Here is a 21572-nt window from a genome sequence, read left to right on the forward strand (position 1 = left end):
ACCCGATAGTGCCCCAGCCCCCTGTACACGTTCGGTTCGCAGCCCGAGCAGCTCTCATGCTCACCCAGCGGCGCGGCGCTGGCGTGCGGCCCGGGACTCGTAGAGCCGGTGGAGCAGATCGTAGAGGACGAGCTCCTGGGCCCGCGCGGCCGTGCGCAGCATGCGGTTGACGTGCATGTGCACGTAGCTCTCGGCCAGCTGCTCCACGCCCTGGTTCAGCTTGCCCTCCGCCTCCCGGGCCCGCAGCTCGCCCACCCATGGGGCCGAGCGCTCCGAGCGCCTTCGCAGTACCTCTCGTGCGGGTGCCAGCGCGCCTTCTTCCACCGCGGAAGTGGGGGCGAGCAGGGCCTCCAGCTCCCGCCGGTGCTCGCGGAACTTCTCGCCGAGCTGCCGCTCGAACGCCACGTCCACGCGGAACTCCCGGCCATAGCCCTCGCGCAGCCGCCCCATCACCCGGCGCTTCGCCTCCAGGTCCATCCCCATGTCCCCGAGCAGCATGTCCACGCCGAGCAGGCTCACGCGCCAGCGTGCATCCGCGTCGCCGGAGTAGCGCTCCAGCAATTCCAGCACGGCCTCGCTGTCCACGTGGAAGAGGCGCTCGGCCAGCAGCATGGCCTCGGGTCCTCCGTAGCGCTCCACCTCGCGCTCGTACGTGTCGAGCTGCACGCGCCACACCAGCCCCTCGTGCTGCAGAGGCGCCAGCCTCTCGTACAGCCCGCCGAGCACCTCCCCCCGCAGCCGGGCAGGGGGCCCGTGCAGGCGCAGGCGCACGTGCCAGTCCGGATCCCCGTAGCGGATGAAGAACCCGTGGTCCGCCGCGCCCGAGGCCAGCGCCTCCCGCATCAGCGGCGCCACCGCCTCGAGCAGGACGCGGTCGGCCGTGGCCGTGCCCGTGTAGAGCTTCGCGTAGAGCCACTCGGTGCCGGGCGCGAACGAGCGGGGCAGGGACGCGGTGCGCGGACGGAGCTCCGAGGCGGCGGGGCGCTCCGTGCGCACGAAGGGCACCACCAGCTCGTTGACGAAGTGGCCCTCGGGACCGTGTGCGCAGCGGGCCTCGTCGGGCAGCTCGACGAGCTCCGCGTGCTCGCGCTCCTTCACCAGGTGGACGAAGGTCTCCACGCTCAGCACGTTGTCCAGATCCACCGGCAGCACGTTGTCCGCGTCCGTCACCCCCGCGAAGCGCGGCAGCCCCAGCTCGTCCCGCAGCCGCTGCACCGCCTGGTAGCGCGCGCCACCGTGCACCTCGCCCAGTGCCTCGAGCGCCTTCGCCGGCAGCCGCCACCGGGCGCGCTGGAGGATGAGCCGCCCGGCGACGACACGCGGCAGGAACGGGCTCGTCTCCAGGGCGCCCCACCTCCACTTCATGCCTCCCGTCGTGCCCTGCTGCTGGAGGGTCGCCAGGAAGCGGTAGAGCCGCAGGTGGGCCCGGGCGAAGTTGTGCGCGTTCGTCAGCCGCGGCAGCACCTCCCGCCCCAGGCGCTCCGAGCGCAGGACGATGCGCCGCCCCTGGACGCTGACGCGCAGGTCCGTGATGGGCAACTGCCGCTCCGGCTCCGCGCCCGAGCGCCCGAGGAACACGATCTCATGCCCGCGCAGCACGGGCCGGCTCAGGATGTTGCCCACCCGTCCCTCGGGCTGGTGGACCACCTCCGCGTGGAGGACGTCCGGGCGGAGTGCCTCCTCGGCGCGCAGGTGGGCCTCCACGTGCCGGTGGAGCTCCGGGTCCGCGTGGCAGAAGCGGCCCAGCAGGTTCGCTCCGGAGGGCCCCACCACCCCGTCGATGATCACCTGGAACTCCCCGGCGCCGAGGGCCTCCTCCGAGGGCGCCAGCAGGGTCGCCATGACCGCGAAGGAGTCCGGCAGGGGCGGCGCGTCCCGGGACTCCAGCGCCTTCAGATCGTGCTCGTCCAGCACCAGCTCGCGCGCGCCCGTGCGCAGCGTCTCCGCCAGCCGGCGCTGCAGGTGCTGCTGCCGGGCTCCCCAGGCAACGCGCTCCTCCGCGGCCGGGGCGGGGAACGCGAGCCCCTCCAGCAGCGGCGAGGCCTCCGCCGTGGGCACGTCCGCCTGGTCGAAGCCGATTCCCGCCTCCTCGTCGAGCACCTCGACGAGGGGCACCTCGCGCTCGCCATAACGCTGCTGGAAGGCCTCCCGGAAGTGGCGCAGGTGGAGCGGCTCCTGGGCCGGGTGGAGGCGGTGCAGCAGCCGCACGGCGCGGGAGAGCTCCTCCACGGGCGCCGGGCCCAGCTTCAGCTCCTCGGCGGGCTTCACCATGTCCACCTGGAACATGCGCGACAGCTCCACCGGCGCCGGCAGTGCCTCCAGTCCCCGGGCGAGGGCCCGGTAGTGCTCGGGGTCCACTCCGGGCGGGAGCTGGTTCAACTCCTCGAGCACCCGCCGGGCCTGCTCCAGCCGCTGGTGGAACCCGGTGGCCGGAGCGAGGGGACGCAGCTGCGCGAGCAGATCATGGATGGGCTCGGGGCCCGTCACCGCGGGCGACAGCTCCGGCACGAGCAGCTGACTGGAGATCAGCTCCCCGACATAGGCCTCGGCCTCCTCCAGGGACACCTCCGGGTCCGCGTCCGCGAGCGCCTGGGCCAGCGCGCGTGGGCTCGCTCCGGAGCGGGCCCGGGTGAGCGTGGCCTCCAGGTAGTCCGTGGGCTCCACCGCGACGAGGTGGTACGTGCGCGTCCGGCCCTGGAGGCGTGACTCGGCGTAGCGGAGCCGTCCCCCCGCCCGGTAGAGGCTGGTGTTGGGCCGGTAGAGGAGCACCTCGCGCAGCTCGGGGAGGTGGGCCAGCCGCTCCGCCAGCGTGCAGACGTAGTCCATGTCCAGCCGTGCGTGCCGCTGGTACCGCTGGCGCCCGGCCAGCGCGAAACGGGTGGCCTCGCCCAGGTGTCCCACCGAGTAGCCCGCGAAGAGGCCGAACGGGGTGGCACGTCCGGCGAGGCGGGACCAATAGCGCACGAGGGCGCGCTCGACCTTCTGCCCCCGCTCGCTCCCGGGCGCCTTCCTCCAGCTGTCGTGGCTCTCATCGAGCGACGGCGAGGCGAGGAAGAGGGCCTCGCGAATCTCGGGACGGGCGAGCGCGGCCTGGAGCCGCTCGCGGAGCAGGGCACTATCCGTGGCCAGCGCCACTTCCAGCCGGGCCAGGTCCCCCTGCCGCGCGGCCTCGCGGGCCGACAGCCCCTCGCTCCACGCGAGCAGCTCGTCGAAGGGCAACAGGGGCGTGCGGAGGGCGAAGAAGCCCGAGGGGACGAAGCCGTGGGGCGGGGTCATGGCGTGGCCGAGGGCGGAAGGGACATGAGGAACATGCGATCCCACGTGGGCTCCACCGGCGAGGCCGCGGCCAGCAGCGCCAGCGCGACACCGGTGGCCCCCGTGAGGAGCGCCGGGGAGGCGAGCCACTCGCGCGTGAGATCGGGCCGCACCTCGTGGGAGAGGAATCCCCCCAATCCCTCTCCCGGGCGGTGGAAGGAGAGGGTGTTGCGGAACCAGGCCCGCGAGGCCCGCGCGAAAACCTCCTCGCCGGTGGCGTGGAAGAGCCGGTGGTGGAGGTGGGCCAGCCCGGCGGCGCCATGACACAGGCCCGCGTCCTGCACCTGTGCGCCGTCCGTCGAGCGCTCCGCCATCTCGCGGCACAGCGCGAGGGCCTCCTGCTCCCAGCCCGGTTCCTCCACGGCCCGGGCCACCTGCAGCAGCGTGAGCGTCAGGCCGGGATCGCCGTAGCACCACGCCGGGCGGTTGGGCCAGGTCTGGTGGTGGGCGCTGAGCCACGACGGAAAACACGAGCCCTGGGTGGCCGGTTGCCGCCGCGCCATCAACCAACGCCAGCCTCCGCGCAGCAGCTCGAGCGCCTGGGACGTCGCGATGCCCGCGGCGGCGGCTCCCGCCAGCACCCAGAGCACGCCCGGCATGCCGTGGGCCACGCCCAGGTTGTAGGCCCCCTCGGGGAACTGTCCGCGCATGGCCGCGGGAATGAGGGGCGGTGGCGTCCACCAGCGCAGGCCTCCCTCGGAGGGTTGCGCGAGCTCCGCGAGCCGGGCGACGAGCTGCTCCAGGCAGTCCCGGGCACCCGGACGGGGAAGCCGCTCCAGCGCGTAGACGCCCAGCCCCACCAGGCCACTCACGAGATCATAATGGTACTGCCAGGGACGGGTGCGCAGCAGCCCGGCGAGGGCCTCGTCGATCTCCGTGAGCGGATCCTCCTCCACGTTGGAGGTGCCCCGCAGGTGCTCGACGGTCCAGGCGATACCGGTGAAGCCCTGGTAGAGGTCGGGAGGCAGCGGCTGGGTGGCCACCGCCTCCGAGGCCGAGTCGAGTAGTTGCTCCATGCACTCCAGGTGGCGGGACCGCGCACTGTCTCTCGAGAGGTAGGAGAATAGCAGCGCCATACCGGCCTGCCCCGAGGCGAAGGAAGGATCGCGCGTCGCGAGCCGCTCCGGCAGCGAGAGTTCCTCCGCGATACCGGCGACGAGGCGCAGGGCCGTCTCGCGCTCCTCTCCATCGAGCAGGGAATTCCATCTCATGGGCTGAGGCATACGGGTTATCCCTATGTAGCCAATCCTATGTCGCCAATGGGCTGCGCCCTACGTGTTATCCCTTGTACCCAATTCTGACTGTCCTGTCCCGCATGACGGTTCTACGGCAATTATTTACTTCGGTGGTGTGCCTCGGAGCCTCGCGCAAAGACAATCAAAGAAAGCTTGTCGCCTGAGTGAGGACACTGTTAGCTTGAAAACGCCGTCCCCCGAGGGCGGTTGAGTCCCCATCCACGCGATGTCGAGGAGCAGGCCATGAACGAGCAGAAGAAGCAGCCCAAGAAGCTGAGCTTGAACAAGGAGACCCTCCGCAACATCACCACCGAGCAGGGACCGCAGATGAAGGCCCCCCTCACCACCCCGCGCTGCACGGACTACTCCTGTCCGACCGACGCCTGCGGGTGAGCTTGAGCGACTCTCCGAGTCGATGAGCAGGAGAAGGCCCGGTGTGGAGTGCTCCACGCCGGGCCTTTTGCCGCGATCTGGCTTTCTTCCCACGCCCACCGCCGATGCGTTTCCGGGATGATTCCTGCTACGGGCTCGCAGTAAGGGATTGAAAGTGTTTGGCGGTGGGTGACAGTCACAAAGCCGGGTTCGGGCCCCAGTCTGGATGAACGTCAGAAAGGGAGGGGACCATGAACTTCGACACCACCATCTTCGTTGCAACCCTTGTCATCCTCGGCGCGGGGTTGCTCGTCTCGAGCAGCAAGGACAACGGTCGTGCCACGGCACGAGCGCGCGAGCGGCCCGCTGAGCCCCCCGCGCCCATGCGCCCCGTTCTCCTCTTCTCCACCACCCGGCCACCCGTGGTGTGGTGCTGACCCACGCCCGGCGCCTCGGGGGTCGTGCCACCGGGTGCCCCGTTGGCGTCCAGGCGGGCGTCCGGTTCCTCCTCGATGGAGAACTCGACGTCGCGGGGCTCCAGCGGGCCACGTGCACCCGGAGGGGCACCGGCACGAGCGGGCGGAGGAGGTCAGTCCACCTTCTCGAGCTTCACCAGGTGGTACGAAGCGAGGTGCTTCAGCGGCGTGCGCCCGAGCAGCACCTCCGCGGCCATGAAGGCCGGGCGGGCCGCGGGGGGCAGGCGGTGGACGGGCGCCAGCGCGAGGCCTCGCGAGCTGGCGAGGCGCCAGTGTCCGCCCCCCAGCATCCGCAGGTCCCACGTCATCAGCTCCGTGCCCGCGTGCCAGCCGGTGGCCTGGTAGCCCACCAGCCGGCGGCGCAACGCATTGGGAAAGTCGAACACCAGCACCCCTCCCCGGCGCAGCACCCGCCGGCACTCGGCCATCACCCGGCGGATGTCTCCCAGGTGCAGGTGCATGAAGAGGTGCAGGGCGAAGACGCTGTCGTAGCTGCCGTCCGCGGCGGGGATGCTCCAGGCCGGGGCGTGGTGGATGCGCCTGCCCGGCCATCGCTCCCGGGCACGCTCCACCATCTTCCCGCTCAGGTCCAACCCCTCGCTGGCCAGGTCCAGGAAGCGGCCCGTTCCACAGGCGAGATCCAGCACCCGCGGGCCCCGGAGCCACTCGCGCAGCGCCCGGCGCTCCAGCCCGTCCAGGTAGGCCCCGTACGAGTTGCCGAAACGGTCCGCGTCGTACGTCGGCGCGAGGGCGTCATAGTAGGCGACGACCTCGCGGGTCTCCGCGGACAGCTCCTCCGCGGAGGCCGGGGCCTGACCCCTGACATCGGAAGGATCCGAGCTCATCGGCGCAGGCCTCTCCAGGCGTACGGGTCAGGCGGCCTGGGTCTCGGGCGGCTTCCAGTTCGCGAAGAAGCGCGACTTGAAGCGGGCGCAGTAGCGCACCAGGTTCTCCTGCGACAGCGTGTGCTGCTTGAACTCCGTGTCCACCGGGTTGGCGATGATGCTCACCAGGAAGGAGTAGACCACCGCGTCGAAGGACGTGGGCGAGTCCCCGAGCAGGTAGGTCTTGTTGCCCATGATCGTCGCCAGCGCGGAGATGTCCTGCCGGGCCAGCGCCTGGACCTCCTCCATGTTGTGACGGCCCGTGCCCTGGTCATGGAGGATGCCCAGCATCTTCTGGCGCAGCGCCGACAGCGGCACCGGGCCGCCGGTGACGGTGGGGATCATCGTCTCCACGATGGGCGTGTAGGCGCGCCAGCCCGCGTCATCCACCCAGCGCATGTAGACGATGTACCAGTAGGTGCACTCCTCCAGCATGCGCCGGACGGTGTGGCCGACGGCCATCTGCTCCGGGGTCAGGTGCGCATCGAGCGTGTCCCCGTGCTTCCGCTTGAGGTACTCGATGATGAACTGGGAGTCGCCCATGAGCTGCCCGTCGATCTCGACGTAGGGCACCTTGCCCTTGGGGGCCTTCAGCAACTCGGCCATCTTCACCTGGTAGGGCAGCCCCACCATCCGGAAGTACGCCTCCAGTTTGAAGCAGAAGGGGCTCAGGTTGGGGGTTCCCCAGGCCATGGGGGTCTGAAAGAGGGTGATCATCGGTGTTGTCTCATCCAGTTGCGGAATGCTGCTGTGGTTCTTCCGTGCGTGCTGATTCTACCGGCTTGACGCGGACCTGGACTCCACTGAACGCGGCGTTGCCACTGAGGACATCCAACGCCCGGTCGTCGGTCAGGTCATTGATGCTCACGCCCGCATGCTCTCCGGCCACCCGGAGCCGCACGCCCTCCCGCCCGTGCCCGTAACCGTGAGGCAGGCTCACCACGCCCGGCATCACCTCGTCCGTCACGCTCACCGGTGCCCTCACCTCGCCGACGCGCGAGGTTATCACTGCTTGGCCGCCATCCCGTAGGCCCAGCCTCCGGGCATCTTCGGGGTGCACCATCAGCGTACATCTCGGCTTGCCTTTGACGAGCTGCGGCACGTTGTGCATCCACGAGTTGTTGTCCCGCAGGTGGCGCCGTCCGATGAGCAGCAGGGAGCCGTCTGCGGTGGCGCCCGGGCCCTCCGGGAAGCTCTGGCGCAGCCGCTCGAGGTCCGCCACCAGCGGCTCGGGGGCGAGCTGGATGCGGCGGTCGCGCGTGGCCAGCCGCTGGGGGAGGCTCGGCGCCAGGGGCCCCAGGTCCACACCGTGCGGCTGGGCCTTCAGGCTCGCCAGGCTCAGGCCCTTGCGGAAGGGGCGGAGCTTCATGCCGTACGGGCCCGCGCGCAGCCCCAGGTCCAACAGGCCATCCGGGCCGAGCGCCTTGAGCGTCCGGTAGCTCAGCTCGCCGCGCACGCGGGGCTCGCCGCGCAGCGTCTCCAGCCTGTGCTTCAGCTCCAGGAAGAGCTGCCAGTCATGGCGCGTGTCCGGGCCCGGCGCGAAGAGTGGCGGGGAGTACTTCGCGGTGTTGCGCACCGCCAGGGCGTGGAAGGCCAGGTCGTAGTGGCTGCGCTCCAGCTTGGAGCTGGGCGGCAGGATGAGGTGCGCGTGCCGCGTCGTCTCGTTGATGTACGGGTCGATGCACACCATGAAGTCGAGCGACGCGAAGGCCGTGTCGAGCTGCCGCCCGTTGGGGGTGGACATGACGGGGTTGCCCGCGGAGGTGACCATCGCGCGGATGCGTCCCGGGCCCTCGGTGAGGACCTCCTCGCCGAGCGCGGCCACCGGCAGCTCGCCCGAGAACTCGGGCAGCCCGCGCACCCGGCTCCGCCAGCGGCCGTAGCTGCCGCGGCTCATGGCCATGGCCTTGGGGCCTCCCACGATGTCGAAGGCGGGCCGCGTGAAGAGGGCCCCGCCCGGGCGATCCAGGTTGCCCGTGACGATGTTGATGACGTTGATGAGCCACTGGCACATCGCGCCGAAGGCCTGCGTGGACACGCCCACGCGGCCGTAGCAGACGGCGGCCTCCGAGGCGGCCAGCTCGCGGGCGATGCGCCGGGTGGTCTCCGCGGGCACGCCGGTGTGGGGCTCGGCGCGCTCGGGGGTGAAGCCGCGCGCCAGCTCGCGCACGGTGGCCAGGCCGTCCACGAGCTCCGCCAGCTTGCCCGGCTTCGCGCCCGCTTCTTCCAGCAGCACGTGCAGGAGCGCGAAGAGGAAGAGCGCGTCGGTGCCGGGGCGGATGAAGATGTGCTCGTCCGCGACGCGGGCCGTCTCCGTCTTGCGGGGATCCACCACCACCACGCGGCCGCCGCGCTGCTGGATGGCCTTGAGCCGGTGGCGCACGCCCGGCGCGCTCATCAGGCTTCCGTTGGAGGCCAGCGGGTTGGCCCCGAGGATGAGCATGTAGCGCGTGTGGTCGATGTCCGGGATGGGGATGAGGAACTGGTGCCCGAACATCAGGTACGCGGCGAGCTGGTGGGGGAGCTGATCCACCGAGGACGCGGAGAACTTGTTCCGCGTGCGCAGGGTCCGGAGGAACATCGGCAGGAACATCATCGAGCCGTGGTCGTGCACGGTGGGGTTGCCCACGTACACGCCCACCGCGTCCTTGCCGTGCTCGCGCTGGATGGCGTGCAGCCGCCGCGCCGTCTCGTCGAGCGCCTCCTCCCAGGAGATGGGCTGCCAGCCGGTCGCCGTGCGCCGGACGGGTTGCCGGAGCCGGTCCGGATCCTCGTGGAGATCCTGGAGCGCCACGGCCTTGGGGCAGATGTGGCCCTGGCTGAACGGGTCCTCGTCGTCACCCCGGATGGAGGTGACACGGCCCTCCGAGGTCTCGATGCGCAGGCCGCACATGGCCTCGCAGAGGTTGCAGGTACGGAAGTGCGTCATCGCGTGCTCCGGCGGCGGGTGGCGAGGGCCAGCAGCGACAACAGTCCCATCCACCCGGCCGCACCCATGCTACCCGGAGCGGCGGAGCAGCCACTGGACTTCTCGATGCGCACGTTGAAGGTGCATGTGGCCGGGTTGCCCGCGTCGTCCCGGGCCGTCACCTCCACGGGGGTGGCACCGACCTTGAACACGCTGCCGCTGGCCGGGGAGTAGGTGATGGCGGGCGAGGCCGTCACCCGGTCCGTGACGGACGGCGGGGGCAGCTGCACCGCCACCGGCCCCTTGGCGATGGTCACGTCCTGGGGGCAGGTGAGCAGCGGCGGCAGGGTGTCCTCCACCACGACGGAGAAGCCGCACTCGGCCACGTTGCCCGAGGCGTCGCGGGCCTGGACGCGCACGGGCGTCTCGCCGACCGGGAAGGTGCTCCCGGAGGCGTGGCTGAAGGAGAGCTCGACGGCGGTGGAGACGGTGTCCACCACGTTGTTCACGGCGAACTCCATGGGCGCACCCGAGGGGCCGAGGGCCTCGGTCCTCTGGGTGGGCGGGCACCGGAGCGAGGGCGCCTGGGTGTCGCGGACGGACACCTGGAAGGTGCAGCTCGAGGTGTTGCCGGCGCCATCCGTCGCGGTGGCCGTGACGGGCGTGTTGCCGAGCGGGAAGCGGTCGCCGTTGACGTGGCTGTAGGTGAGGGCCGGGCGGGAGACCTCTCCGTCCGAGGCCTCGGCGAGCGGCCAGGTGACGTTGGCGCCGGTGGCGCTCTCGGCCTCGACGCGCTGGTCCGCCGGGCAGGAGATCACCGCGGCCGTGGTGTCCTGCACGCGCACGGTGAAGGTGCACTGCTTGCTGTTGTTCTGCGCGTCGGTGGCCGTCACCGTCACCGTCGTGTTGCCCTGGGGGAAGAGGGTGCCGGAGGCCTGGCTCACGGTGATGACGGGGGCGCGGGTGACGGCGTCGGTGGCCAGCGGAGCGGCGTAGGTGAGGATGGCGCCGCCCGAGGTGGTGGCCTCCACCGTGGCGTTCGCGGGGCAGACCGGCTCCGGAGGCGTGGTGTCCCGCACCGTCACGGTGAAGGAGCACGTGGCCACGAGGCCCGCGGTGTCGCGCGCGGTGACGTGCACCACGGTGTCACCGATCGGGAACAGGCTCCCCGGGACACGGCTGTAGGAGAGGGCGGGTGGGAGCCCGGTGTCGTCGCTGGCCGTGGCCTCCTCGAAGTCGACCCGCGCGCCCAGGAACTGCTGGGCCTCGATGGGAGGCACCACCGGGCAGGTGACGCTCGGGGGCGTTCCGTTGGTGAGCAGCGACACGGGCATCAGCCACGGCTCGCGCCCGCGCCGTCCGTCGTTCGCGCTGAAGGCGATGGTGTCCCCGAAGCGGGTGAAGCCCGCGGGGTGCGAGCCGAGCTGCCAGGGCGCGATGTCGTGCAGCACGAAGGTGCCCGCCTCGGTGCCGTCCGAGCGCCACAGCTCGGTGCCGCTCACGCCATCGTCGGCGGCGAACAGGAGCAGGCCATCGGTGGGGATGGCGAAGAGCGACTCGGCGAGCACGCCGCTGCCCGGGCCCGGGAAGATGTCCTTGACGCGGACGGGGACGGCCCCGGACGCGGTGGTGTCGAGCTTCCACAGCTCGCGGCCCGAGGTGCCGTCATTCGCGGTGAAGTAGAGCGTCTTGCCGAGCACCGTGAGGGCGCCGGGATTGGAGCCCGTGCCCGTCGACGAGAGCTCCTTGACCATGACGGTGCCGCTCTCCGTCCCGTCGGTGCGCCACAGCTCGGGGCCGAAGCCGTCGCTGGCGGTGAAGTAGAGGGTGCCGTCGATCACCGCGAAGGCGGAGGGCCCGGCGTCCAGGATGCCCGGGGCGATGTCCTTCACCAGCGACGTGTTCGCCGGGGTGCCATCCGTCTTCCACAGCTCGATGCCCGTGTTGGTCTCGTTGGCCACGAAGTAGAGGGTGCTGCCCACCACCCCGGCGATGTTCATGACGGCGCTCATGTCCACACTGTCGCGGACTTCCGCCACCCGGGTGGTGTTCGCCTCGGTGCCATCCGTCTTCCACAGCTCGCGGCCGCCGGTGGCGTTGCGGGCGATGAAGTAGAGGGCGTCACCCATGGGCGTGAAGCGATACGGACGCGAGGACGGCCCGCTGCCCGGGGCGATGTCCTTCACCAGGGTGGTGCCCGCCGCCGTGCCGTCGCTCTTCCACAGCTCGATGCCATTGGCGGAGTCCTGGCCGGCGAAGAAGAGGAAGCCACCGTGCGCGATGATCTCCATGGGGCTGCTGGCGGCGGTGGTGAGCCGGACGGCGCTGGTCACCCGGGCGGTGCCCGCGGGGGTGCCATTCGTCTTCCAGAGCTGGAAGCCCTCCAAGAGCGAGGGCATGGCCGCGAAGTAGAGGGCTCCGTTCAGGGGCGTCAGGGCGCTCAGGCCGGACTCCACGGTGAAGGCGGGAGCGTCCCCGGGGACGATGTTCACGAGCGGCACCGTGCCCGCCACCGTTCCATCCGTCCGCCACAGCCGGGCCGCCGCCTCTTGCTCGAAGGTGGTGAAGTACAGCGCGTCGCCCCAGGCGGCGAAGGGCGCGGGGTTCGAGCCCCGGGTGGGCGACAGATCGGTTCCCACGGGGACGGTGGTGGCCACATCGCCCTTCGACTTCCACAGCGTGGGCAGTGGCGGGTTCTCGTCGGAGTAGCCCGTGCCCGGCGCGGTCGCCACGAAGTACATCGTGTCCCCCAGGACGGTGAACGCCTCGGGGGCCGGATCCGCGAGGCGGTCGCCGGAGAAGACGTTGGTGCCGATGCGCCGCGAGCCCGTGGGCGTGCCGTCGCTCGTCCACAGCTCGTGGCCCACGCCTGGCTCGTACCCGGTGAAGTAGAGCGTGCTCCCCAGGGCCGTCATCATCAGGGGGCCCTTGCCGCCCAGGGCCTTGAAGTCCACCAGCTTCGCGGTGCCCGCCGCCGTGCCGTCCGTCGCGTAGAGGGCGCTCTCGGTGTTGCTCGCGTCCCTCAGCATGAAGAAGAGGCGCGTGCTGGCGGCCACGAGCGCGTCGGGCTTCTCCACGGAGTTGTTGCCGGAGATGATCTCGAGGACGCGCTGGGTGCCCGCCTCGGTGCCATCCGTCTTCCACAGCTCACGCCCCGTCACGCCGTCCGAGGCGACGAAGTACACCGCGCCGTCGAAAGCCGTGAGCTGCACGGGGTTGGAGCCCGTCGCGCCGGGGAGGATGTCCTTGACGCGCTGCGTGCCCGCCTCGGTGCCGTCGGTCTTCCACGGCTCGGCGCCCGCGGTGCCCTCGCTGCCCGCGAAGTAGAGCGCCCGGCCGGAGCGGACGAGCCCTCGCCCCGAGGAGGCCGTGACGGTCACGCCCGCTCCGACCCGGACGGTGCCCGCCGCGGTGCCATCGGTGCGCCACAGCTGCCTGGCGCCGCCCGGATCCTTGACCAGGAAGTAGAGCTTCCCGCCCAGCTCGGTGAAGGACTGGGGCTCGCTGCCGCCCGAGCCCAGGGAGATGTCCCGGACGAGCTGCGTGCCTTCCGGGGTGCCATCGGTGCGCCACAGCTCGGGGCCGTACGTGCCGTCATTGGCGCTGAAGAAGATCCACCCGTTGAGCTCGGCGAACTCCGTGGGCCGCGAGCTGTCCGGACCGGGGAAGATGTCCTTGAGCAGGAAGGTCCCCGGGGTGGTGCCGTCGGTGCGCCACAGCTCCACGCCATGCGCGGCGTCCGCGGCGGTGAACCAGGTGAGCCCCCGCGAGTGGAAGAGCTGGGAGGGCGACGAGCCGGTGGTGCCCGGGACGATGTCGGCCACCAGGGCGGGGCCCGTGGCGTCGAGCCTCCACAGCTCGGGCCCGGTGCTGTCCTCGTTGGCCGTGAAGAGGAGCGTGTTCCCCGCGGCGATGGGGGACTCGGGGTAGCGCACCAGCGCGCGCTCGGCCTTCACGCCCACGTCCACCAGGTTGGCGGGACCTTCACCCAGGGCGCGGCGGGTGGCCTTCGGCGCCTGCCGGGCCGGTTGCTCGGGAGTGGGGGACGTGCAGGCCCCTCCCAGCACCAGGACGCACAGGGCCGCCAGGTTCGTGTTCGCTCTCACCATGCTGTTCCTCGGAGACTCCCCCGCCGGGCCCGTGGGACCCGGCCATGTCGGACCGGCGGCATTCAACCATATCCGGACCCGGCGGAAGGCCCTCCGACCACTCGGAAGAGGGCAGGGGAGCGGGGGCTTCTGGCTCCCGTGACGATCTCTTTCAGATGCAGGAGGGGGTCCGTGGAGATAAGAGGCGACTCCATGTTCACCCTGCGTGGCGCCCCCGCCCTCTCCGAGTTCCGTCTGGCCAAGCTGCTCGCTCGCTGCCGTGAGCTGGAGCCCGCCGTGGCCTCCGTCTACGCGGAGTTCGTGCACTTCGTCGACGTCGCGGACGCTCTCTCCGAGTCCGAGCGGACCTTGATGGACAGGCTGTTGGAGTACGGCCCCCGGCTGGCCCGTGGCGAGCGGCGCGGGAGCCTGCTGCTCGTCATCCCCCGTCCCGGCACCATCTCGCCCTGGTCCTCGAAGGCCACGGACATCTTCCAGAACACCGGCCTGCGCTCGGTGCGGCGCATCGAGCGGGGTGTTGCCTACTGGGTCGCCGACCAGGCCGGCAAGGCGCTGGGCTCCGAGCAGCTCGCCCGGGTGCAGCCGGTGCTGCACGACCGGATGACGCAGGCGGTGGTGGGGCGCGAGGAGGACGCGGCCATCCTCTTCGCCGGGCACACGCCCCGGCCGTTCACGACGGTGGACGTGGTGGGCGGAGGCCGGGCCGCGCTCGTCACCGCCAACCGCGAGCTGGGTCTGGCGCTGGCCGAGGATGAGATCGACTACCTGGTGGCGCGTTTCACGGAGCTGAAGCGCAACCCCACCGACGTCGAGCTGATGATGTTCGCGCAGGCCAACAGCGAGCACTGCCGGCACAAGATCTTCAACGCCTCGTGGACCATCGATGGGAAGGAGCAGGAGCGCTCGCTCTTCCAGTCCATCAAGAACACCTACGCGGCGCACAAGGAAGGCGTGCTGTCGGCGTACAAGGACAACGCGGCGGTGATGGAGGGCTTCGAGGTGGATCGCCTCTTCCCGGAGGTGACCACCGGCGAGTACCGCTTCCACCGCGAGCCCGCGCACATCCTGATGAAGGTGGAGACGCACAACCATCCCACGGCCATCTCGCCGCACCAGGGCGCCTCGACGGGCGCGGGCGGAGAGATTCGCGACGAGGGCGCCACGGGCCGGGGCGCGAAGCCCAAGGCGGGCCTGACGGGCTTCTCCGTGTCCAACCTGCGCATCCCCGGCTTCGAGCAGCCCTGGGAGCAGCCCTACGGCAAGCCGGAGCGGATCGTCTCCGCGCTCGACATCATGATCGAAGGCCCGCTGGGGGGCGCCGCCTTCAACAACGAGTTCGGCCGGCCCAACCTGTGCGGCTACTTCCGCAGCTTCGAGCAGCAGGTGTCCACGCCCGAGGGCGTCGAGGTGCGCGGCTACCACAAGCCCATCATGATCGCCGGTGGCCTGGGCAACATCCGGGACGGGCACGTGCAGAAGGGCACGCTGAAGCCGGGGGACAAGATCGTCGTGCTGGGAGGCCCGGCGATGCTGATCGGCCTGGGTGGTGGCGCGGCGTCCTCGATGACGCAGGGCACGAGCGCGGCGGACCTGGATTTCGCCTCGGTGCAGCGTGACAACCCGGAGATGGAGCGGCGCTGCCAGGAGGTCATCGACCGCTGCTGGGCGCAGGGAGAGGCGAACCCCATCCGCTCGATTCACGACGTGGGCGCGGGTGGCCTGTCCAACGCGGTGCCGGAGCTCATCCACGACAACAACCTGGGTGGCCGCTTCGAGCTGCGCGAGGTGCCCAACGCGGAGCCCGGCATGGCGCCGGTGGAGATCTGGTGCAACGAGGCGCAGGAGCGCTACGTGCTGGCCATCGCGCCGGAGGACCTGGCGCGCTTCGCGGCGCTGTGCGAGCGCGAGCGGGCGCCCTTCGCGGTGCTGGGCGATGCCACGGAGGAGCAGGCGCTGAAGCTGACGGACCGGCGGTTCGGCAACGCGCCCATCGACATTCCGATGGACGTGCTGTTCGGCAAGCCGCCGCGCATGCACCGGGACGTGAAGTCCCGGCCGCTGACGCACGCCGAGCTGAAGCTGGACGCGCCGGTGAAGGAGATGCTGGGGCGGGTGTTGGGGCACCCTACGGTGGCGGACAAGGGCTTCCTCATCACGATCGGTGACCGGACGGTGTCGGGCCTGACGGCGAGGGACCAGATGGTGGGCCCGTGGCAGGTGCCGGTGGCGGACTGCGCGGTGACGCTGTCGGCGCACGCGGGCTACACGGGCGAGGCCATGTCCATGGGCGAGCGCACGCCGGTGGCGCTCATCGACGCGGCCGCCTCGGCGCGCATGGCGGTGGCCGAGGCCGTGACGAACATCGCCTCGGCGCGGATCGGGCGGCTGGGGGACGTGAAGCTGTCGGCCAACTGGATGGCGGCGGCCGGCAGCCCGGGCGAGGACGCCAACCTCTACGCCGCGGTGAAGGCGGTGGGCATGGAGCTGTGCCCGGCGTTGGGGCTCACCATCCCGGTGGGCAAGGACTCCATGTCCATGCGCACGGTGTGGGAGGAGAAGGGGGCTCGCAAGGCGGTGACGGCGCCGTTGTCGCTGATCGTGTCGGCGTTCGCGCCGGTGCTGGACGTGCGCAAGTCGCTCACGCCGCAGCTGCGCGAGCCGGGCGCGGACTCTCGGCTGGTGTTCGTGGACCTGGCGGGCGGCAAGCAGCGGTTGGGGGGCTCGGTGCTGGCGCAGGCGTACTCGCAGGTGGGCCCGCGCTGCCCGGACGTGGAGAACCCCGAGACGCTCAAGGGCTTCTTCACCGCGATGCAGTTGCTCAACGAGGCGGGTCTGGTGCAGGCCTACCATGACCGCTCCGACGGTGGTCTGCTGACCACGCTGGTGGAGATGGCCTTCGCGGGACACTGCGGCTTCGACGTGGACGTGGCCGCGCTGGGCGCGGATGCCGTGGCGGCGCTCTTCAACGAGGAGCTGGGTGCGGTGCTGCAGGTGAAGGCCACGGATCTCCAGCGCGTGCGCGACGTGCTGACGCGGTACGGGCTGGGCGCGCACTGCCACGAGCTGGGCCGGCCGAGCGCGGCGCTGACGGTGCGGGTGCGGCAGGGCGGAAAGGTCCTCCTGGAGGAGGACGTGGTGGCGCTGCGCAAGGTGTGGTCGCGCGTGAGCTACGAGATGCAGAAGCTGCGCGACAACCCGCGCTGCGCGGAGGAGGAGTACGCCGCGAAGTGTGACCCGGGCGAGCCGGGTCTGTCGGCGCGGCTCACGTTCGATGCGAAGGACGACGTGGCGGCGCCGTACATCGCGAAGGGCGCGAAGCCCCGGGTGGTGATTCTTCGCGAGCAGGGCGTGAACAGCCAGTTCGAGATGGCGCGGGCGTTCATGCGCGCGGGCTTCAGTGCGGTGGACGTGCACATGAGCGACATCCTCACGGGGAGGGTGTCGCTGAAGGACTTCACGGGCGTGGCGGCGTGCGGAGGGTTCTCGTACGGCGACGTGCTGGGAGCGGGTGGAGGCTGGGCGCGCTCCATCCTGTTCAACGCGCGGGCCCGGGACGAGTTCGCGGCGTTCTTCGCGCGCTCGGGCACGTTCGCGCTGGGCATCTGCAACGGCTGCCAGATGATGTCGCAGTTGCGCGAGCTGATTCCGGGAGCGGAGCACTTCCCGCACTTCGTGCGCAACGCGTCGGAGCAGTTCGAGGCGCGGCTGGTGCAGGTGGAGGTGGCGGAGAGCCCGTCGCTGTTCTTCAAGGGCATGGCGGGGAGCCGCATCCCCATCGCGTCGTCGCACGGCGAGGGGCGGGCGGAGTTCGCGAGCGCCGAGGAGGCGGCGAGGGTGAACGGGTTGGGGATGGTGCCGGTGCGCTTCGTGGACAACCACGGGCGGGTGACGGAGACGTACCCGGCGAACCCGAACGGCTCGCCGCACGGAATCGCGGGCCTGACGTCGAGGGATGGGCGGGTCACCATCATGATGCCGCACCCGGAGCGGGTGAGCCGGAGCGTGCAGTACTCGTGGTGCCCGCCGGAGTGGGGCGAGGACGGCCCCTGGATGCGGATGTTCCGCAACGCCCGCGCGGCGCTGGGCTGAGAATCTCTCATGCGTGGCGATATTCGCGCTTCACAGCTCAGGCTCTGTGTAGAGCATGGAGCGCGATTCGTTGAGTCTCCCTCGGACATGAAGGTCGGGATCTCCCTCAACGTGAAGAGTGGGCTCATGCCCATCAACGGGCTGCGACACCGCATCCAGGGAGACACCACGGGCTGGTACATCTGGGCAGGTGACGAGCCATCCGCGGAACCTGATTTCTTCCAGCCCGTGCATGTGGCCCATCTGGCCGAGTGGTGTCCGCTTGCATTGAAGTTCCTGGGGCTTCCTCCAGGATGGCGATTTCTGGTCGCGGATGGCTACGAAGACGTATGGGAGGATCCAAGCTTGCTTGATACGTAGCTCGCGGAGGATCCATGTCCCGTCACGTGCTGATTGCCGTGCTGTGCCTGTCGCTCACCGCCTTCGCTGACACGCCGAACCGCTTCGAGCCGCAAGAGCTGTCCAGCGAAGCGGTCGTGACCTTCGTCCTGACCTGTTCCGAGAAGGTCAAGAAGTCCGACTCGAGCATCAGTGAGGTGCAGCGACTGAGCTTCTGCTCGTGCGCGGCCGATGCTCTGCGCCTGCGGCACAAGCAGCCGGGGAAGGACAAGGCTCCGAGCGCCGAGGACCTTCAGCGTTGCTCGAGCGCGCTCACGCGTTCATCGCCGGAGGACGTCGCTGGCCAGCTTCAGCGTCAGCCGGAGCAGTCTCCCTCGGAGCACAACGTGGCGCCCGCCTCCACGCAGCCGGAGACTTCCCGGAGCACGAACTGGGAAGACTCGGAGGACACCACCTCGTCGGAGTCTCCCAGCAGCGTCGAGCCCGCGCGCAACTGCTGCAAGGTGTGCACGAAGGGCTGTCCCTGCGGAGACTCATGCATCTCGTGCAGCAAGGTCTGCCGCAAGGGCCCCGGCTGCGCCTGCTGAGTCACGGGGGGCGGACGCCCTCGCGCTACGCGCGCTCGAGGCTCGCGAGGTCGATGACGAAGCGGTAGCGCACGTCGCCCTTCATCATGCGCTCGTAGGCCTCGTTGATCTTCTGGATGGGGATGATCTCGATGTCCGACACGATGTTGTGCTTCGCGCAGTAGTCGAGCATCTCCTGCGTCTCGGCGATGCCGCCGATCATCGACCCGGCCAGGCGCTTGTTCCCGCCAATGAGCGAGAACGCGTTCACGGGCACCGCCTCCGGCGGCACGCCGACCACCACCATGGTGCCCTGGGGGCGCAGCATGCGCAGGTACTGGTTGTAGTCATGCGGGGCGGAGATGGTGTCGAGGATGAGATCGAAGCGGCCCGACAGCTTCTTGAAGGTGCCCGCGTCCTTGGTGACCTCGAAGCCCTGGGCGCCCAGGCGGCGCGCGTCGGCCTCCTTGGTGCGGGACGTGCTGAGCACCGTCACCTCCGCGTCCATGGACGCGGCGAGCTTCACGGCCATGTGGCCCAGCCCGCCCAGGCCCACCACGCCCACGCGAGCGCCCTTCTTGCAGTTCCACTGCCGCAGCGGCGAGTACGTGGTGATGCCGGCGCACAGCAGCGGCGCGGCCGCGGCGGGGTCGAGCCCCTCGGGCACCTTCAGCGCGAAGTGCTCGGTGACGACGATGCGGGCCGCGTAGCCGCCGTAGGTCGGCGTCTTCCGGTCCATGTACGTGCTGTTGTAGGTGCCGGCCATCCCCTTCTCGCAGAACTGCTCCAGGTCCCGGTGGCACGTCTGGCAGTCGCGGCACGAGTCCACCATGCAGCCCACGCCCGCCATGTCGCCCACCTTCAGCTTCGTGACGTGCTGGCCCACCTGCTTGACGCGGCCGATGATCTCGTGGCCCGGCACCATGGGGAAGATGGCGCCGCCCCACTCGTCACGGGCCTGGTGGATGTCGGAGTGGCAGACCCCGCAGTAAAGGATGTCGATGAGCACGTCATGGGGGCCCACCTCGCGCTGCTCGAACGAGAAGGGCGCCAGCGGCTTTCCAACGGCGGGGGCGGCATAGGCAGAAGTCTTCGGCATGGGGTTGTCCTTGGGAGTTTTCGTGGCCTGGGGGCCACGCGCCCCTCAGGTATGCACTCCGGGAACAGCGGGCGAAACTGGCGGGATCCATATGGGCCATTTAGAAATACTTCAAGATGGCCTTCACCCCCCTCAATGCCCTGAATGCGTTCCTCGCCGTGGCCCGGAGGCGCGGCTTCACGGCCGCCGCCGCCGACCTCGGCATCTCTCCATCCGCGCTGAGCCAGTCCGTCCGCCAGCTCGAGGAACGGCTGGGCGTGCCCCTGCTCACGCGGACCTCCCGGAGCGTGGCGTTGACGGAGGCGGGGCGGCGCCTGCTGGAGAATGCCGGGCCGGCGGTGGACCAGGCGCTGGAAGCGATGCGGACGGCCGCGGTGCAGCCTGGGGAGGTGACGGGCCGGGTGCGGCTGACGGTGCCCACCATCGCGGTGTCCACCCTCATCGTGCCGCTGCTGCCGCGGTTCCTCGCGCGCTACCCGAAGGTGGAGGTGGACGTCCGGGTGGAGGACCGCTTCGTGGACATCGTGGCCGAGGGGCTGGACGCGGGTATCCGGCTGACGGAGTCCATCGAGCGGGACATGGTGCAGCTCCGGCTGTCGGACGCGTGCCGGTTCGTGGTGGTGGCCGCGCCCTCGTACCTGGAGCGGAGGGGCACGCCGGAGACGCCGGACGAGCTGCTGTCCCATGACTGCATTTGCATCCGCTCCCCCACGACGTCAGGCATCTACCAGTGGGAGCTGGAGCGCGGGCCACGGAGCTGGCGCGTGCCGGTGCGGGGGCCCGTCATCACCTCGGACAGCCACCTGCTGCTGCGGATGGCGGAGGCCGGGGTGGGGCTCGCCTACGCGTTCGAGCCCATGGTGACGGAGGAGCTGCGGCGAGGCACCCTGCGCGTGGTGCTGGAGCCCTACGCGGCGTGGGTGCCGGGCCTGTTCCTCTACTTCCCCAGCCGCGCGCAGGTCTCGCCCGCGCTGCGAGCCTTCGTGGACGTGGCCCGCGAGGCGGCGCCACGGAAGAAGAGGGAGGCCCCGGAAGGAGCACGGGGCCCCGCAGGTCCGCGCCCACCGCGAAAAGGGTAGAGGAGATGACGCGGCCAGTTGGCCATCGGCGGAATGGGGGCCCTGTTGCTCGGCGGCGGGCCGGTGCCAGGCTGCGGGTTCGATTCCCGCCGCCTCCACTTTTTCACGCTGTAATCACGGGGGGTTAGCAGCTCCCCCAGCTTGTGTTGCACGTATGTCGCACGCCGGAGCAAGAGGCCGGTCCAGAACACCGACCGCCTCTCTCCGGGTGTCGGGGCTCAGGTGGGCATAGCGCTCCGTCATGTCGATGGTCGCGTGCCCCATCAACTCCTTGATCACCGTCAGCGGGATCCCCCTCATGGCGAGGTGGCTGCCGTAGGTGTGCCGCAGGTCGTGCCAGCCGATGCGGCCCTGCTCGCGCGTGATGCCGGCCCCCTGGAGGGCGCGGCGCAGCGGCAGCTTCATCAGCCCGTCAGTAAGCGGCTGGCCGTCCTCCTGGCAGAACACGTAAGGGCCGCGCAGGTGCCGGTGTCCCTTGAGCGTGTCCACTGCCGAGCCCGGCAGCTCTACCAGCCGCTCGCGCCCGCCTTTGGGCAGGCCAGTGACCCCGCGCCAGATGGTACGCCGGACGTGCAGCTTGCCGCGCTGCAAGTCCACGTCGCCCCACTGGAGCCCGATCAGCTCGCCTTGCCGCAGCCCCGCCTTGAGCGCCACCAGGATCAGCGCGCGCCATTCCGGCTCGGTGGCGTTGATCAGGCGCTCAGCCTCCTCAAAGGTGAGGAAATCAAAGGGCGGCTTCGGCAGCTTCGCAAAGGCGCCGTCTGGAAATAAACTTTCCAATGTGCGAGTTTTTAAGACATGAGCTCGGAGAAGCTGATAGCGGAGAAGTATGAAGAAATGCGGCCTGTGCTTGACGAGCAGAGTCGGCGTCGTTGGGCTGCTACAGAAGCGCTGGCGCTGGGGCGCGGGGGCATCAGCGCAGTTGCGCGCGCTACCGGGCTTTCACGGCCTACTATTCGCGCCGGCATTCATGAAATCCGGCATGGCCGGACGCCGGTGACGCATTCGGATGGCCGCCTGCGTTTGCGGCGCCCCGGTGCGGGGCGCAAGCCGCGCACCTATCACGAGCCGTCCCTGCTGTCCGACTTGGAAGCCCTCGTG

The 21572-nt window shown here is 70.4% G+C and carries 13 protein-coding genes and 2 pseudogenes; 7 read left to right on the plus strand and 8 right to left on the minus strand.

Annotated features, from left to right (window positions below; genetic code table 11):
• Positions 1–60: 60 nt before the first annotated feature.
• Positions 61–3276: a lantibiotic dehydratase gene (locus tag VFZ09_RS30695; protein ID WP_329731260.1), complete on the minus strand. Its 3216-nt coding sequence runs from the start codon at positions 3274–3276 to the stop codon at positions 61–63.
• On the minus strand, positions 3273–4526 hold the full coding sequence (locus VFZ09_RS30700) for a lanthionine synthetase C family protein (protein ID WP_329731261.1): 1254 nt from the start codon (positions 4524–4526) through the stop codon (positions 3273–3275). The genes VFZ09_RS30695 and VFZ09_RS30700 overlap by 4 nt, the downstream gene beginning before the upstream one ends.
• Before the next feature lie 267 nt (positions 4527–4793).
• Here VFZ09_RS30700 and VFZ09_RS30705 point away from each other — a divergent pair, with 267 nt between their 5' ends.
• Together VFZ09_RS30705 and VFZ09_RS30710 are read left to right on the plus strand one after the other, a co-directional pair.
• On the plus strand, positions 4794–4943 hold the full coding sequence (locus VFZ09_RS30705) for a hypothetical protein (protein WP_329731262.1): 150 nt from the start codon (positions 4794–4796) through the stop codon (positions 4941–4943).
• Between the two features lie 230 nt (positions 4944–5173).
• Positions 5174–5359 (plus strand): hypothetical protein, encoded by a 186-nt coding sequence (locus VFZ09_RS30710; protein WP_329731263.1) that lies wholly within the window; start codon positions 5174–5176, stop codon positions 5357–5359.
• A 152-nt stretch (positions 5360–5511) separates the two neighbouring features.
• Here VFZ09_RS30710 and VFZ09_RS30715 read toward each other — a convergent pair whose 3' ends face one another.
• The 4 genes from VFZ09_RS30715 to VFZ09_RS30730 are packed head-to-tail and all read right to left on the minus strand — an operon-like array spanning position 5512 to position 13299.
• Positions 5512–6243 carry a class I SAM-dependent methyltransferase gene (locus tag VFZ09_RS30715; protein WP_329731264.1) on the minus strand — a complete coding sequence of 244 codons (732 nt, stop codon included), beginning with the start codon at positions 6241–6243 and terminating at the stop codon, positions 5512–5514.
• Between the two features lie 27 nt (positions 6244–6270).
• Complete coding sequence (locus VFZ09_RS30720; protein WP_329731265.1) at positions 6271–6999, minus strand: glutathione S-transferase family protein; 729 nt, start codon at positions 6997–6999, stop codon at positions 6271–6273.
• Between the two features lie 10 nt (positions 7000–7009).
• Positions 7010–9211 (minus strand): molybdopterin oxidoreductase family protein, encoded by a 2202-nt coding sequence (locus tag VFZ09_RS30725; RefSeq protein ID WP_329731266.1) that lies wholly within the window; start codon positions 9209–9211, stop codon positions 7010–7012.
• A complete protein-coding gene (locus tag VFZ09_RS30730) occupies positions 9208–13299 on the minus strand; it encodes an ELWxxDGT repeat protein (protein WP_329731267.1) in 4092 nt (1363 codons plus the stop codon). Before VFZ09_RS30730 ends, VFZ09_RS30725 begins: the two co-directional genes overlap by 4 nt.
• 192 nt (positions 13300–13491) lie before the next feature.
• Here VFZ09_RS30730 and purL point away from each other — a divergent pair, with 192 nt between their 5' ends.
• From purL to VFZ09_RS30745, 3 genes are read left to right on the plus strand one after another with little or no spacing between them, the layout of a single operon-like run.
• Positions 13492–17388 carry a phosphoribosylformylglycinamidine synthase gene (gene purL, locus VFZ09_RS30735; protein ID WP_329731268.1) on the plus strand — a complete coding sequence of 1299 codons (3897 nt, stop codon included), beginning with the start codon at positions 13492–13494 and terminating at the stop codon, positions 17386–17388.
• A 9-nt stretch (positions 17389–17397) separates the two neighbouring features.
• Positions 17398–17748, plus strand: coding sequence for an immunity protein Imm33 domain-containing protein (locus VFZ09_RS30740; RefSeq protein ID WP_422653093.1), 351 nt, complete (start codon positions 17398–17400; stop codon positions 17746–17748).
• Positions 17749–17762: 14 nt separating this feature from the next.
• Positions 17763–18314, plus strand: a complete 552-nt coding sequence (locus VFZ09_RS30745; protein ID WP_329731270.1) for a hypothetical protein — start codon at positions 17763–17765, stop codon at positions 18312–18314.
• A 25-nt stretch (positions 18315–18339) separates the two neighbouring features.
• On the opposite strand, the gene VFZ09_RS30750 is transcribed toward VFZ09_RS30745, so the two are convergent.
• The gene (locus VFZ09_RS30750) at positions 18340–19392 is read right to left on the minus strand and encodes an NAD(P)-dependent alcohol dehydrogenase (RefSeq protein ID WP_329731271.1); all 1053 of its coding nucleotides are present in this window, start codon (positions 19390–19392) and stop codon (positions 18340–18342) included.
• A gap of 116 nt (positions 19393–19508) precedes the next feature.
• On the opposite strand from VFZ09_RS30750, the gene VFZ09_RS30755 reads away from it, so the two are divergent.
• The gene (locus VFZ09_RS30755; protein ID WP_329731272.1) at positions 19509–20471 is read left to right on the plus strand and encodes a LysR family transcriptional regulator; all 963 of its coding nucleotides are present in this window, start codon (positions 19509–19511) and stop codon (positions 20469–20471) included.
• Between the two features lie 114 nt (positions 20472–20585).
• Here VFZ09_RS30755 and VFZ09_RS30760 read toward each other — a convergent pair.
• A pseudogene (locus VFZ09_RS30760) lies at positions 20586–21224 on the minus strand (tyrosine-type recombinase/integrase); the annotation flags it as partial.
• A 45-nt stretch (positions 21225–21269) separates the two neighbouring features.
• Here VFZ09_RS30760 and VFZ09_RS30765 point away from each other — a divergent pair.
• A pseudogene (locus VFZ09_RS30765) lies at positions 21270–21572 on the plus strand (ISAzo13 family transposase); the annotation flags it as partial.

This window comes from Archangium sp. (genome assembly GCF_036277355.1).
Taxonomy (GTDB): Bacteria; Myxococcota; Myxococcia; order Myxococcales; family Myxococcaceae; genus Archangium.

What these genes read in the sequence shown, in the direction of transcription:
- VFZ09_RS30695 (WP_329731260.1), bottom strand. Translation starts at nt 3,276, where the DNA reads ATGACCCCGCCCCACGGCTTCGTCCCCTCGGGCTTCTTCGCCCTCCGC.
- VFZ09_RS30700 (WP_329731261.1), bottom strand. Translation starts at nt 4,526, where the DNA reads ATGAGATGGAATTCCCTGCTCGATGGAGAGGAGCGCGAGACGGCCCTG.
- VFZ09_RS30705 (WP_329731262.1), top strand. Translation starts at nt 4,794, where the DNA reads ATGAACGAGCAGAAGAAGCAGCCCAAGAAGCTGAGCTTGAACAAGGAG.
- VFZ09_RS30710 (WP_329731263.1), top strand. Translation starts at nt 5,174, where the DNA reads ATGAACTTCGACACCACCATCTTCGTTGCAACCCTTGTCATCCTCGGC.
- VFZ09_RS30715 (WP_329731264.1), bottom strand. Translation starts at nt 6,243, where the DNA reads ATGAGCTCGGATCCTTCCGATGTCAGGGGTCAGGCCCCGGCCTCCGCG.
- VFZ09_RS30720 (WP_329731265.1), bottom strand. Translation starts at nt 6,999, where the DNA reads ATGATCACCCTCTTTCAGACCCCCATGGCCTGGGGAACCCCCAACCTG.
- VFZ09_RS30725 (WP_329731266.1), bottom strand. Translation starts at nt 9,211, where the DNA reads ATGACGCACTTCCGTACCTGCAACCTCTGCGAGGCCATGTGCGGCCTG.
- VFZ09_RS30730 (WP_329731267.1), bottom strand. Translation starts at nt 13,299, where the DNA reads ATGGTGAGAGCGAACACGAACCTGGCGGCCCTGTGCGTCCTGGTGCTG.
- purL (WP_329731268.1), top strand. Translation starts at nt 13,492, where the DNA reads ATGTTCACCCTGCGTGGCGCCCCCGCCCTCTCCGAGTTCCGTCTGGCC.
- VFZ09_RS30740 (WP_422653093.1), top strand. Translation starts at nt 17,398, where the DNA reads ATGCGTGGCGATATTCGCGCTTCACAGCTCAGGCTCTGTGTAGAGCAT.
- VFZ09_RS30745 (WP_329731270.1), top strand. Translation starts at nt 17,763, where the DNA reads ATGTCCCGTCACGTGCTGATTGCCGTGCTGTGCCTGTCGCTCACCGCC.
- VFZ09_RS30750 (WP_329731271.1), bottom strand. Translation starts at nt 19,392, where the DNA reads ATGCCGAAGACTTCTGCCTATGCCGCCCCCGCCGTTGGAAAGCCGCTG.
- VFZ09_RS30755 (WP_329731272.1), top strand. Translation starts at nt 19,509, where the DNA reads ATGGCCTTCACCCCCCTCAATGCCCTGAATGCGTTCCTCGCCGTGGCC.